This is a genomic window from Flagellimonas spongiicola, from assembly GCF_023502425.1.
In the GTDB taxonomy this organism is placed as follows: Bacteria; Bacteroidota; Bacteroidia; order Flavobacteriales; family Flavobacteriaceae; genus Flagellimonas; species Flagellimonas spongiicola.
Genome location: NZ_JAMFMA010000005.1, coordinates 25,455 through 38,510, shown reverse-complemented (window position 1 = coordinate 38,510; position 13,056 = coordinate 25,455). Strand labels below are relative to the sequence as shown.

At 40.2% G+C, this 13,056-nt stretch carries 11 protein-coding genes; 1 reads left to right on the top strand and 10 read right to left on the bottom strand.

The genetic code is table 11. The features are described 5' to 3' along the window. Nucleotides 1–10: 10 nt before the first annotated feature. The 6 genes from M3P19_RS16415 to M3P19_RS16390 all read right to left on the bottom strand — a co-directional run bounded on the left by M3P19_RS16415 (nt 11) and on the right by M3P19_RS16390 (nt 4,502). A complete protein-coding gene (locus tag M3P19_RS16415; protein WP_249658789.1) occupies nt 11–307 on the bottom strand; it encodes a cupin domain-containing protein in 297 nt (98 codons plus the stop codon). Between the two features lie 2 nt (nt 308–309). Next, nucleotides 310–753 (bottom strand): nitrous oxide reductase accessory protein NosL, encoded by a 444-nt coding sequence (locus M3P19_RS16410; RefSeq protein WP_249658788.1) that lies wholly within the window; start codon nt 751–753, stop codon nt 310–312. Between the two features lie 10 nt (nt 754–763). Then, entirely contained in the window at nt 764–1,357 is a 594-nt protein-coding gene (locus M3P19_RS16405) for a hypothetical protein (RefSeq protein WP_249658787.1), read from the bottom strand. 70 nt (nt 1,358–1,427) lie between these two features. After that, on the bottom strand, nt 1,428–3,365 hold the full coding sequence (nosZ, locus tag M3P19_RS16400; RefSeq protein WP_417953935.1) for a Sec-dependent nitrous-oxide reductase: 1,938 nt from the start codon (nt 3,363–3,365) through the stop codon (nt 1,428–1,430). Nucleotides 3,366–3,411: 46 nt separating this feature from the next. Continuing rightward, a complete protein-coding gene (locus tag M3P19_RS16395; protein WP_249658785.1) occupies nt 3,412–3,990 on the bottom strand; it encodes a fasciclin domain-containing protein in 579 nt (192 codons plus the stop codon). Between the two features lie 8 nt (nt 3,991–3,998). Beyond that, nucleotides 3,999–4,502, bottom strand: coding sequence for a c-type cytochrome (locus tag M3P19_RS16390; RefSeq protein ID WP_249658784.1), 504 nt, complete (start codon nt 4,500–4,502; stop codon nt 3,999–4,001). Between the two features lie 122 nt (nt 4,503–4,624). On the opposite strand from M3P19_RS16390, the gene M3P19_RS16385 reads away from it, so the two are divergent. Continuing rightward, nucleotides 4,625–5,056, top strand: a complete 432-nt coding sequence (locus M3P19_RS16385) for an RrF2 family transcriptional regulator (RefSeq protein WP_283777970.1) — start codon at nt 4,625–4,627, stop codon at nt 5,054–5,056. Nucleotides 5,057–5,068: 12 nt separating this feature from the next. On the opposite strand, the gene M3P19_RS16380 is transcribed toward M3P19_RS16385, so the two are convergent. The 4 genes from M3P19_RS16380 to M3P19_RS16365 all read right to left on the bottom strand — a co-directional run bounded on the left by M3P19_RS16380 (nt 5,069) and on the right by M3P19_RS16365 (nt 12,684). Then, entirely contained in the window at nt 5,069–6,139 is a 1,071-nt protein-coding gene (locus M3P19_RS16380) for an aldose epimerase family protein (RefSeq protein ID WP_249658782.1), read from the bottom strand. A gap of 236 nt (nt 6,140–6,375) precedes the next feature. After that, entirely contained in the window at nt 6,376–7,659 is a 1,284-nt protein-coding gene (locus M3P19_RS16375) for a hypothetical protein (protein WP_249658781.1), read from the bottom strand. A gap of 31 nt (nt 7,660–7,690) precedes the next feature. Next, the gene (locus M3P19_RS16370; protein WP_249658780.1) at nt 7,691–9,412 is read right to left on the bottom strand and encodes a SusD/RagB family nutrient-binding outer membrane lipoprotein; all 1,722 of its coding nucleotides are present in this window, start codon (nt 9,410–9,412) and stop codon (nt 7,691–7,693) included. Between the two features lie 20 nt (nt 9,413–9,432). Further along, nucleotides 9,433–12,684, bottom strand: coding sequence for a SusC/RagA family TonB-linked outer membrane protein (locus M3P19_RS16365; RefSeq protein ID WP_249658779.1), 3,252 nt, complete (start codon nt 12,682–12,684; stop codon nt 9,433–9,435). Nucleotides 12,685–13,056 lie beyond the last annotated feature (372 nt).

Sequence of the window (13,056 nt, the reverse complement as noted above, 5' to 3'; positions counted from 1 at the left end):
CGTTATTGTGTTATCTGATGATTAAAAATTGGCTATTTGAATTGGCTTTTACCCAATGCACTTCATCTTTTGGAAATTGGAAAAACTGGCTTTTATCAAGAGCGTAACTGCTACCGTTTATATGGAATGTGATATTGCCCGATAGTACCAAAAGGTTAGCATCTTTTGGGGAAGTGTGTTCAGGAAACAAACTTTCTTTTTCCATATTGATTAACAATACCTCCAATGCTTCGGTATGGGCCAGCTTATTTATTGTTAACCCGTCAAATGGTTCAGTACGTATTAAATTGTTGATTTTGTACATCATTGTCAATGATTTAGAACTTCCACTATTTGTTGCCAATTATATAAGTTACCCGGATTATCTTTCAAGATGTTTTCTGCTTCTTTGCGTTCTTTGAAGGCCGTAAGGAACTCCCCCATAGGACTGGGAATCGATTCACTCACCAAAAATGTTGCTTGGGTAGCGTCAATAAGTTCTTTGGGTTTTGAATAATGATTGCATACCAAAACTGCTACCTCACTGGTATCAACTTCCTTTAGATGGTTGATCATGCACTCAATGGCATCGAACTTATAGGCTTTGCCTTTTTTCGTCACCAATTGGGCTGCATGTTGTGCATCCACTATGGTCATCCTACAAAAATGACAACCATCGGTTCCATAAACGATTTCCTTTGGTCTAGGTGAACAAGCCGTAAGTACTAAAAAGCAAGTGACAATCGCATATTTTCCAATCCTATTCAAGCTCATTTTTTACAGTTTATTGTTTCTTGTTTTCCTTTCGGACCAGTAAGTAGCCAACAAAAGAACATGCCATGCCCAATCCAAGACTAAACGCACCAAGTTGAGGGTAGGAGTGGGCCGTAAAATTCAATATGTCCTTGGTTCCGAACAGGGGAGGTTGAAATCCCATGACTGATCCATCTGGATTCGTGAACTTCATGATTGCTTTTGGGTCTAAATCATGGCCGTAATCATGTTCCCATAAATAGAAATCATACAGCCCGGCACTGCTCAGAAGTATCATTAGTATAAACCAATAGAGATACCATTTGTAGTTGGCTTTCCAAGCTATGAGGAGGCCTAAAATGGTAGTTATGATTATCCCAGCAGGAAATATTTTAAATTCTGGAATGGCTTCCGGAATGTATTTCATTCCCACATAGTGGTTCATTAGGTTAATGTTTTTTATATCATGGGGGTTGGCATCTGCAAAATCATTGATATAAATGAACATGCCCAATGGTGTTGGATATTGGGGAGCCTCCAATGTAATTTTCCATAGTGGAAAAACAAACAATAACAACGGCAATAAAGCCCCTGCGAACATTAATATGCGTGCCTTCTTCTTCATCTTTTCAAATTTGTGGTTGAATAAGCGGGAGGATTTCCTCCCGCTATATTCCAATCATCATTAATCCTGTTTAATCTTCGCCCAAACTCCAGCTTAGTTCCAAGTCTGAATTGGCGGGTGAAACCCTTACATAACCCTGCATTTCTTGATGAAGTGCTGAGCAAAAATCTGTACAGTAAAATGGCCAAACACCTACTTGTTTCGGCTCCCAAACGAAGGTTTCGGTTTGCCCTGGCATAATGAGAAGTTCCGAGGTATTTGCACCGATCATACTTACACCATGTGGTACATCATAATCCTGTTCCAGATTGGTGACATGGAAGTAAACTTTATCCCCAACCTTAATACCTTCAATATTGTCCGGGTTGAAGTGGCTACGGATCATGGTCATATATATATGCACTTCATTTCCGTTGCGTTCTACACGCACATTGGCGTCTGAAGTAGTGGCATATTTATGTTTGTTTTCTTCCAAACTGTAAATCTTCTTAGATCTTTCCTTTATCAAATCAGCGGGAATACCAGCCGCATAATGTGGTTCACCAACAGTTGGGAAATCCAAGAGCAATTCCATTTTTTCACCAGAGATATCGTAAAGCTGGGCAGATTGTGTAACCTCTGGGCCAGTAGGTAGATAACGGTCTTTGGTAATCTTGTTCATTGCTACAACATATTTTCCGTAGGGTTTACGTGAGTTACCTCCAGGAATCATTAAGTGACCTACAGAATAGTAGCAGGGTTGTCTATCAACAACTTCCCAGGTACCTACTTTCCATTTAACCACTTCGGACGAAATGAAAAAAGTAGTATAGCCGTTTCCTTGTCCGTCAAACTCTGTATGTAGTGGACCTAAGCCAGCTTGCTTAACGGTACCTGCCAATACATCCTCAAAACTAAGTATTGGAATTCCATAGGCTTCTCCATCGAATTTTTCACTTTCAATGGCATCAATCATTTTAGCAAAAGAGTGCACGGTAAGGTCAGACGACAATTTTCCGTTACCAACGATATATTCTCCAGTTGGGTTTACATCGCATCCATGAGGTGATTTAGGTGTAGGTAGTAAATAAACCAAACCAGGAAGTTCCGAGGCATCCAATACCCGTACTTCTTTTTTCATAGTTGAAGTTGCAGTATGTGTTTCCTCATCATACACATTGTGTGCATAATTCGCCGGCATTGTTTTGAACTTACCTTCATTGATATATTCCTCTGCTTTTTTCCAATTGACCGCCGCGATAAAATCTTTGTCATTTTGGGAGGCGTTAACCTCCATTAGTGAATGGGATTCCTCCGAGTTATAGGTAGAAAAAAACATCCATCCATGAGACGCTCCACGACCTGGGTGAGCCAAATCATAGTCAAAACCGGGCATTAGAATTTGAAATGATAGATCCATTCCACCATCTTCTGGGTCAACACTGATGAAGGACAGCGAGCCCTGGAAATTCCCTTTGTATTCGTTGATAGGCATATCTCTTTGTGGTATAGGCACTGAGAAACGGGTTCCGGCAACAACATATTCGGTGTTTTCGGTAACGAATGCAGAACTGTGATTACCTGCGCTATTCGGAATCTCTATGATTTCCGTAGTTTCAAATACGCTAAGGTCAATTTTCGCGATACGCGGGGTATTGTTCCCGTTTATAAAAACGAATCGACCGTCCAATTCACCATTGGTTTGGGAAATGTCAGGGTGATGCGAATCGTCCCAAGGCACAAATCCATGGGAAGTGTTCAACATGGGTTTGGTCTCTTCATTGTAACCCCAAGCTTTTTCGGCATCTTGTGAGAACACTGGGATTACCTTGAACAATCTTCCTGAAGGTAGGCCATAGACTGATAATTGGCCACTGAAACCTCCGGAAATAAATGCATAGAAATCATCATGCTCCCCGGGGGCAACATATACCTTCTCTGCAGCACTTGAAGCCAATGCTCCACTTGAATCCTTGCCTTGCTGGTTGCAACCTACAAAGAGGAAGGTTGCAACTAAAGTGGCAATCATTACTAATCGAAATTTATTCATCTTACTTGTTTTTAAATATTAGGTATTATTCTTCTGGAGGTAGTATTACCTTGTCAACTACATGGACAATTCCATTTCCAGCTGGTACACTTGCAATGATTTTGGCTCCTCCGATAAAAACATCATCTCCTTTTACTTCTACCGATACATTTTGATTGTTCGCTTGTCCTAGTTTTTTAAACTTTTTCAAGAAATCTTTGGAGTATTTGCCTGGTGTAACATGGTATTGTAGAATGTTGGCTAGAGCTGCTTTGTTTTCCGGCTTTAGCAAATGCTCCACGGTACCTTCTGGTAGTGCACTGAAAGCCTCGTTAGTAGGTGCAAATACCATTAAAGGCCCTGCATTAACGAGGGCATTTTCCAACGATGCAGCTTGTACAGCAGCAACCAAAGTGGTATGGTCTTTGGATCCAATTGCAATGTCCAATACATTGGGAGTTGCCTCATCATCTTTTAAGAAAGCTTGTCCTTGCTTTTTGGTGTCATTTTCAACGGCAGCAGGAACGTTGATGTTCGTTGTTTTGGTCTCATTCTTGCATCCGATAAAAACGGAAAAAATCAAGAGCAGACCGATTAATAAAATACTATTGGTTGAATGTTTCATAGGTATTGTTATAAGGTTCTAAAGTATTCAAGCACGGCTCGGGCCTGTTCTTCTGAAAGCCCTTGATTAGCCATGGGAGATCCATTGAATTCCATAAATAGGTCTTTGGCAAGCGGGTCTTCCTTAACCATTCCTTCTGGATTAAGTATCATGTTCATTACCCATTCTGGTGTACGTCGTTCCAGAATACCGTTAGGTGCAGGACCAATAAATTTTTTGCCTACCCTATGGCAAGCAAGGCACATTTGATCATATACGGCCTTTCCTTCCGCGGCCATATCTTCATTTATTACATCGTTGAGGTTGATGGTGGAAATTGGTCCAACTCCTTTGCTTTCCAGATCTATTCGCTCAGAAGCTTTGGTGATGTCGGAGTTGGTGGTTTCTTTCGGTTTTTCCGTCGTTTTTTGTCTCTGGACTTGAAACCCATCTTGTTTTTTTTCTTCTTTTCCACCGCAGGAAATAAGGATTCCCAGAAGAATTAGAAAGCTGATTTTTTTGAACATAGTCATTTGATTACAGGTGTTGAATTTGTGACCAAATGTATGTGTACTAAGATTCCTAAAATATGATATTAATCAGATTTAGGATAAAAATATCTTTTTAGTTTTATATTTCTTTTTTAGATTGCGTTATGTTTTCCAATTCAGCAAAATATGCCATGAAGGCTGTTCTTTTTTTGGCACTTCATACCAACGATAATCAAAAATGGATGGTAAAGGACATTTACAGCCGCATCAATGTCCCACAATCTTATTTGGCTAAAATATTACAGGAGTTGTCCAAAAGGGATGTGATTTCATCTTCCAGAGGACCAAAAGGTGGATTTTACCTAAGTGAGGCCAATTTTGATTTGCCATTGATCAAGATAGTGGATGTAATAGATGGGAAACAACGACTTCGTTCTTGTATGTTGAGTATTAAGGAATGTGACAGCGACAATCCATGCGCGCTACATGATTTGGTAGGCAATACCAATTCTGAATTCATTAAAAGATTAGAGCAGACGACGATATTGGATTTAATTTCCGATGTTAAGGAAGGGAAGTCTGTCCTACCGCTTTAGCATTTCCATGGGTCACTCTACAATACCGAATTTATAGACGCATACAGAGGTGTATTTTTCTCCAGGATTAAGAACTGTAGAAGGGAAGCTATCCTGATTGGGTGAATTGGGAAAATGCTGGGTTTCCAAACAAAATGCCCCTCGTTTAACATAGGCATTGCCATTTTTGCTTTGCACGCTACCATCCATAAAATTTCCACTGTAGAATTGAATACCGGGTTCGTTAGTGTATACTTCCATTGTTCTGCCTGATTCTGGTTCGATTACCCGCGCTGCAAATGTCAGGCTATCGGTATTCGTTGGATTGGAGTTGAGTACATAATTGTGATCGTAACCTCCCGCTAAATCAAGTTGATTAAAGTTTTCATTAATATCTTGTCCTATACTTTTTTGAACCCTAAAATCCATTGGTGTTCCTACTACTGAACTTAGTGCGCCAGTAGGGATCAAATTTTCATCAACCGGGGTATAATGGTCCGCATTGATTTCAATTAAATGCGATTCAATGTTTCCGTTGCCTTCTCCCTTCAAATTAAAAAAGGAATGATGGGTAAGATTAACAATGGTTTTTTTATCGGTGGTGGCTTCGTAAAAGATTTGAAGCTCATTCGAATCCGTTAGTGCATAACGAACTTTAACTGTTAAGTTTCCAGGAAAGCCCTCTTCTCCATCTGGAGACGTCCTTGAAAACTGAATTTCTTGGTCATTGACCATGTCCGCATCCCAAACTACGGAATCAAAACCTTTATTTCCGCCATGCAGATTATTTGTGCCGTTGTTTTGCGCCAAGGTGTAGGTTACACCATCCAATGAGAATTTACCTGCTGCAATTCTATTGGCATAACGTCCAATGGTAGCTCCAAAATATCCGGTGCCAGGTTTACCATATCCTTCTAGGGTGTTGCACCCCAAAACAATATCTTCCATATTGCCATTTTTATCAGGAGTGTGCAATGCAACAATCCGCTGGCCATAATTTGTAAAGTAAATTTTGATTCCTGCCTTGTTTTCTAGAACAAAAAGGTCAGTTGAATCTCCTTCTATTTCTGATTTAAAGCTTGACGGGTTAATATTCTTGGACATGAGAGCTGCTTGGTGATGGTTTGTTTTGATGGGTTTATTAGTGGTGTTTTGTTTGCAGGCCGAAATCGAAAATAGTAGTACGAAGAGAATGCCAGCAAGATTTTCAGTACGCATGGATCTTGAATTAACAAGTTTTAAAAGTAGGTAAAAACAGTTGAAGCACTGTAGGCACCACCAAATAAAATGGGCCATCCTATATTAGGATGGCCCATCATGACATCATTATTCAAAACTTGCTACTCACATACTTGTAATACTACTTCACCCACAGGAATGAATGGCCCACCACTGGCAGACGTATTTCCGTTTGGATCAAGGATTGTAAAGGTGTGTTCATTTTCAAAATTCCCGGAAGTATAAGTCAACATAAAAGTTGTTGCTCCATCTGGAATTGTGAAGTTTGCCGTGCCATTATCTCCTGCTTCCAAAGTCAGGTCTTCAATGTCAACTCCATCAATGTTAACGGTGAAAAATGCACCATCCCAACCATCACCATAGCTATCAAAGAAGTTAACGGTATATTCTCCTGGATAAGGAGCATCGGCATTCAATTGTACGCATTCAGTTACGAATACAGCTCTATAATACTCCGTTTCATTCTCATCTGTGGTTACAATTCGTCCGTCTGCAGTTACAATTTCATAACGTAGTTGGAATTCATCATTCACTCCTAGATCGTCAAAAGTTAAATTTGGACCATATAGGTCATCCAATGTAATCACATAATCCAAGGAACTAATTCCTTCAGCAATATCCAAGTCGGCAATAGTGAATGTGGCAAACAGCGCCTCTTCTTCAGATCTACTGGTTTCACCATCACCAATACTTCTGTCTACAAATGCACGATATACATTCAATGTCTCCAACAATGCTTGGTCGTTACCATCATTAATTGTGATTTCAACGGAATAATCAAAATTTGGATTTGTTAACGAGACTTCGTTCGCATTTACATCGTCTACCTCAAACTCGATTCCATCGTCTGTTGAGAAGGTATATTGATATGGTGAACTGAAGAATGACCCTCCACTTACATTACCAGTGGTGTCATCATTTTTGAATGATCTACCATCTGTTGTGAACAACTCCATATCCAATACGAATTGATCGCCAGGAAGTACTTGATTAAGATTTACACCTGCGGCAGAAAGTATTTCTGCCAGTGTTACCGTATAATCAAAACTTGGTAACCCTTCAGTGCTTCCAAACTCACTTGCCGGAATCGTAGCTAATGCTGCGTTAACGATAGACTCATCTGGCGTACCATTGTTATCCACATAGCTTACCGTAACTTCTACACGATCCAATAATGCCCCACCTTGATCATCTTGCTCTTGGATGCTGAAGGTCAAAGCACTGGCCGTATTGAACATGTCCAATTCTCCTGAAGAACTCAAAGTTCTTAAAATTGCCCCGCTTGTAACCGTTTCTTGGACATCTATTGTGACTTTATCATCCGTTTCACAAGCTATGCCTAAAAGCACCATTAGGAGCAAGGCGTATATCCTATAATTTTTCATGAATTCTAAATTTTTGTTCATTGCTCTTGTATTAGTTTGCTACAGGTCCACTCGCGTTCGTATCCCAAAAAACGGGCTGCGATTGATTGGATTTTTGTGAAATATTGGAATTGTTGTTCACTGCATTCACCGGATAGTACATGGACCGAATAAAGGTTCCAGGGTCTGGCTCTAAATTGGGCTGTAAAGTAGTAGGGAATCCTGTTCTTCTATAAAAATTGTACGGATCCACTCCATTACCAAAATGAGCGATAAAAAATTGCTCTCCCAAAACATCCCATTTACCATCGCTATCTGCATCGTCAAAATTGATTCCTACCTGAGTGATATAACTGTTTACATCACCTTCAGAAGGTGCAAAAGATACATCCGCACCTGCTTCTCTTCCTGCTAAAAACCCTTGAACTTTAGCCATGTTTTTAGTCAATCCTGCTAACATAAAGGTTCTAGCTTCACCGGTATTTCCGGCAGCAAGTGCCATTTCTGCTCTCATTAAGTCAACACCGAAAGCGGTCAATAAATTTGTGATACCCGTTCCTTCGCCACCAGAGTTCAAACCAATGGATTGAAAACTATCGTCATCAAAACGACCACCAACAGGATAAGTGCCAAATGTGGTTCTTAATAAACCATCTGGAGGAACTCCATCTGCATCTCCATGATCCCGACCCCAGAATCCATTCGGTAGGTAACAGAAATTATCCCCAAAACCTGCATCAATGTAATGTTGAGGAGCTGCTTCTAGTGAACAATTCAATAATTCTTCATTTGGTGCTATTTCGGCACCAGGTACCGCGTCTGTTTGGCGGTAGAAGAAATAACGTGTTCTTGGGTCATCTGAAGTATCCATTAAACGCATCAGCCAGTTGGACATATAGTCATTGGCACCAGCTGCTTGGTAGTTCAATCCGTATCTAGGATGTCTGGCATCTGGTTGTGTGGCGCTACTAGCAGGCCAATTATATACAAAATCATCGGCGGTGTCCTGAATATAATTGCCACCAGCAATAATTGCATTAAAACTAGCCGCTGCATTCGTATCCACCAATCTTCGCTGTAAGTATATCTTTAACTTTAAAGTATTGGCAGCTCTAACCCACTTGTCATAATCATTTCCATAATAGAAATCCACAGTTGGTTCAGCTGTAGCTGTTGCATTGAAATTTACTATGGCCTCATCCAATAATACAAGCATGGCATCGTAAATACTTGCTCCAGAATCCAAAGCAGGATTAAAGTTTTGCTCAGCACCTTGAATGGCTTCAGAATAGGGTACATCGCCAAAGAAGTCAACCAAGCTAATCATCAAATAGGCTTCAATGAATTGTGCGATTCCGATATGATGTACTAAATCTGCTTCTTCAGCCAAGGGCATCATTGCTCTTATGTCTGCCAAGATTCCTCGATAGGCGTTGAACCATTCATCATCCATATCACTTCCTTGATAGACGGTATTGTAATTACGCCCATTCATATTAAGTATACGGGTCAATTGCATTCCCAATTCATTGAAACCATCACCATTCGTATTTCCGCCTGATGTCCAGTTGTCATTGATATCAAAATCTGCATCTCCTTCAAATTGTCGAACAAAGTCCTCTTGAATAGAACTTAGATAGAAATCCACACCGGCCTGGTCGGGCGTGAGTGCATTAGGATTTGCTGTAAGATCTAGCTCCGTAGTCTCACAGGCAGTGAAAGCAAGCACTGCTCCTGATAGAATAACGGTTAAATATTTATTTATTTTTCTCATTATATTCATAGTTAATATTCTTAGAATGAAGCTTTTATGCTTAGACCATATCTTCTTGAACTTGGACCATTCAAAAAGTCAAATCCAAAACCGTTACCTACACCTGTTCCTGAAGTATTTGGATCAAAGTTTGCACCCTTTGGTGTGTTAAATGCCCTGAAATACAAGTTAGTACCAGATACGGTGAAGGTTAGATTTCCGAATGGAGTCTTATCCAAAAATTGTTTTGGTAGTGAATAGCTCAAAGAAGCTTCTTGCAGTCTAATTGTAGTGGCATCATACACCTGTAGTTCGTGAGGGCCAAATAAAAGATTACTAAAGAAATAAGTTGAGTTATTGATTTGTCTGTTGTTAACGTTTCCATTGCTGTCAACCCCTGGAAGGATAAAGGTGTTTTCCCTATCAATGGTTTCAGTTATCAATCCTCTACCCAATAGCGTTGAAATTGTTGAAGAATAGACATCACCACCATCGGTATAATTCCATTGGAAGCCTAAGGTGAAATTCTTATACGATATCGTGTTTCGAACATTGGCTACCCAATCTGGATTTGGATCTCCTATAATACCATCGGTTGGATCTTGCACGTAATTCCCGTCCGCTCCAACAACAAAATCCCCATTGTCATCTCTTAATATTCGATTACCATATAATACACCTAGAGCTTCACCTTCTATCGCAGCATTTCCAAGGTTGGAGAAGCCAGAGTAAATCACCTGATCGGTATCCAATCCAAGGTCCTCCACAGTGGTTTCGTATGTGGTAAAGTTCAAGTTGGTCGTCCAATCAAATCCGCCGGAATCTTTAGCTCTAAACCAGTTGATTCCTAAATCCAATTCCATTCCTTTAGATTGAATTTCTCCAATATTGGTGGCTGTGTTAGTAAATCCAGTTGAAGCATCTAATGGACGATTGATTATCAAATCATTCGTTTTCCTTTTATAAAGTGAAGCATCCATTGTGATTCTGCCATCCCACCATCTAGATTCGATACCGAGCTCGATTTCTTGCAAGGTTTCTGGCTTTAGGTTAGGATTACCTAGTGTTATACCTGTTGTATTGGTTACTACGTTCCTTCCAGAATCGTCTTGTGCATCTTGCGTATCCAAGGTTAGGACATTGGAAACCGGATAATTTACACCCAGCACGTCAAAGTTTGCAGAAACACCTATTCCACCTCTAATTTTAAGATAGTTAAGGATGTCTTGTGATTTTAGCCCATCTATGGCAGCAGTTGGGATAAAGGAAATACTTGCACTAGGATAAAACTGTGATCGATTATCTGTTGAGAAATTGGAAACCCAATCATTACGAGCGGCAAGAGTTACATAAACGAAATTGTCATAATCAAAATCGGCTTGAGCATATACCCCTACAATGTTTCGCTCATTGAACGTTTGGATTTCATTCTGGTTCAAGAAATTAAAGTGTCTTAGCACTCCAAATACTTGTTGTCCATCACTGGCAACACCATTTTGGTCAAATATGGAACGTCTTGTCGTTGCTCCAACATTGAATGTGGAACCGATTTTTTCAGTGATATCATAATCACCATTGATCACCAAGTTATGATCCCATATGGTTCTAACATTGTTCCATGTGCTATACACCCCACTGGCTAAACGAACATCTCCACTGTTACTGTTTACACCACCACGGTTTTGGAATCTTGTGTTTCCTTCGTTGTAAATATCAATACCAGCACGGTAAATAATATTCAAATTGTCATTTAACTCGTATTGCACAGAAGCCTGACCAAAAACTCGATTTGTTTCTTGAACTGATCCCGCATTGTCAATAGTCCACAATGGATGCTGAATAGAGTTGTTTTGACGATAATAAACACTACCTCCAGTAATTGGATCTTGGTAAGGTAATCCTTGAATATCTATACTACGAGGTGTAAACCAAAGGTCTCCAAAGATTGAAGAACCTGTACCTGTTGCACCGTTACCTTGACTTAAAGCAACAGGGGGTGAACGGAATTTGGTTCTTGAGAAATTCAAGGTTCCATTAACTGTGAATTTGTTGGAAAGTATGGCTCTTCCGCCAACGGACAGCGTATTTCTACTTACACTGTTTCCTGGTGTGAAACCATTATCCTTCAAATTACCATAATTCATATTATAGCCTATTTTGCCATCATCCGAACCTCCTCTAACATTGATGGATGTATTTGCAACCGTTCCAGTTCTAAAGAAATTCTTTACACTGTCATAAGGTCTCCATTCGTATCTAGCACCTTGAAATTCTGGAAATGCCGCTTGAATGGCTGCTGTTGATGTGGAATATGGGTGTGCCAGGGTTCCGTTATCATCGATTGCATTTTGGGCTCCCCAACCGGAAGCTCCTTCTCTTCTAAAACTTGGCCCCCAGTTACTGAAGAACCATCCGAAGGATTGGTCAAATCCATTACCATATTCATTTTGATAATCTGGTAACGAAGCAATTTCATTAAAGAATAAAGAAGAATTTACAGTGATTTCAGTTTTCTTTGGGCCTTGGTTTGCTGTACCACCCTTTGTGGTGATCAATATTACACCGTTACGCCCTTGGGAACCATATAAAGTAGCTGCGGCTAGACCCTTAAGAACGTTTACACTTTCAATACTGTTTGGATCCAAATCCAAAAACCTACTGGATCCATTGTTTCCATCAATAAAATCACTACGATCCCCATTTCGTCCCTGTGAGTTGGTATCAGTACTAAATGGTACACCATCTACAATGAACAAGGCTTGGTTACTTCCACTAAAAGTGGTTTGGCCCCGGATAACAATGTTGGTACCTGAACCAGACAATCCACTTTGCTGGGTAATCTGAACACCAGAAGCTTTTCCTTGGAGTACACGAGCAACATCACCTTCTGGACGTTGTTCCAAATCTTCGGAACCCACTTCGGTCACGGCATAGCCCAGTGCTTGCTTTTCTCTTTTAATACCCAGTGCCGTTACTACAACTTCTTCCAATGCTTGGGCATCTTCTTCCATCTGAATATTGATGGTGTTGGAAGCCCCAACAGCAATCTCCGTTGTTCTTTGACCTATATAGGTAAAGACAAGAACTTGACCTTCACTCGCATTGATTGCATAGTTACCGTCAAAATCTGTTTGAGTACCATTAGTGGTACCCTGCACAACGATGTTAACTCCGGGAAGTTCTAGACCTTCTTGGTCGGTAACCGTCCCAGTAATCGTTTTTTCTTGGGCGGCAACGGTAGAGATGCAGGCCATCCACAACAGTGCTACCCCGATTAGCTTTTTTACTTTCATAAAGTTTGAGTTTTATTAAAAAAATGAGTTAGGCAACTGAGAAAGGCAGGCGGAAGTGACGCGTTGATAGCTAATTCAAAGTACTTTCAAAATGGAGAACAAAACCTAATGGTTATTGCCATATGAAGTAAGGCCTCTCACCGCCCTACCTTTACAATTGCGCAGTAAAAAAAGAGAAATAGCAAAGCGGTCATGGTGATTATGATATGAACTGCATGGAAGTTGTCCCAAAAACCTAAATAATTGAATCTTACCACTTGCTTGATGTTTTGAAAATGGTTGGTCTTCTAAACATGTGGATTGATTCCTTCAAACTCCATTGTTTTTTTGACAAGAAATAATGTCTTACTTTTCCGCCTACATCCTATGAAA

Bases quoted from the DNA above. Each gene is read 5' to 3' on its own strand.
- M3P19_RS16405 (WP_249658787.1), bottom strand. From the start codon at position 1,357: ATGAAGAAGAAGGCACGCATATTAATGTTCGCAGGGGCTTTATTGCCG.
- M3P19_RS16415 (WP_249658789.1), bottom strand. From the start codon at position 307: ATGATGTACAAAATCAACAATTTAATACGTACTGAACCATTTGACGGG.
- M3P19_RS16365 (WP_249658779.1), bottom strand. From the start codon at position 12,684: ATGAAAGTAAAAAAGCTAATCGGGGTAGCACTGTTGTGGATGGCCTGC.
- M3P19_RS16385 (WP_283777970.1), top strand. From the start codon at position 4,625: ATGTTTTCCAATTCAGCAAAATATGCCATGAAGGCTGTTCTTTTTTTG.
- M3P19_RS16370 (WP_249658780.1), bottom strand. From the start codon at position 9,412: ATGAGAAAAATAAATAAATATTTAACCGTTATTCTATCAGGAGCAGTG.
- M3P19_RS16410 (WP_249658788.1), bottom strand. From the start codon at position 753: ATGAGCTTGAATAGGATTGGAAAATATGCGATTGTCACTTGCTTTTTA.
- M3P19_RS16395 (WP_249658785.1), bottom strand. From the start codon at position 3,990: ATGAAACATTCAACCAATAGTATTTTATTAATCGGTCTGCTCTTGATT.
- nosZ (WP_417953935.1), bottom strand. From the start codon at position 3,365: ATGATTGCCACTTTAGTTGCAACCTTCCTCTTTGTAGGTTGCAACCAG.
- M3P19_RS16375 (WP_249658781.1), bottom strand. From the start codon at position 7,659: ATGAAAAATTATAGGATATACGCCTTGCTCCTAATGGTGCTTTTAGGC.
- M3P19_RS16390 (WP_249658784.1), bottom strand. From the start codon at position 4,502: ATGACTATGTTCAAAAAAATCAGCTTTCTAATTCTTCTGGGAATCCTT.
- M3P19_RS16380 (WP_249658782.1), bottom strand. From the start codon at position 6,139: ATGTCCAAGAATATTAACCCGTCAAGCTTTAAATCAGAAATAGAAGGA.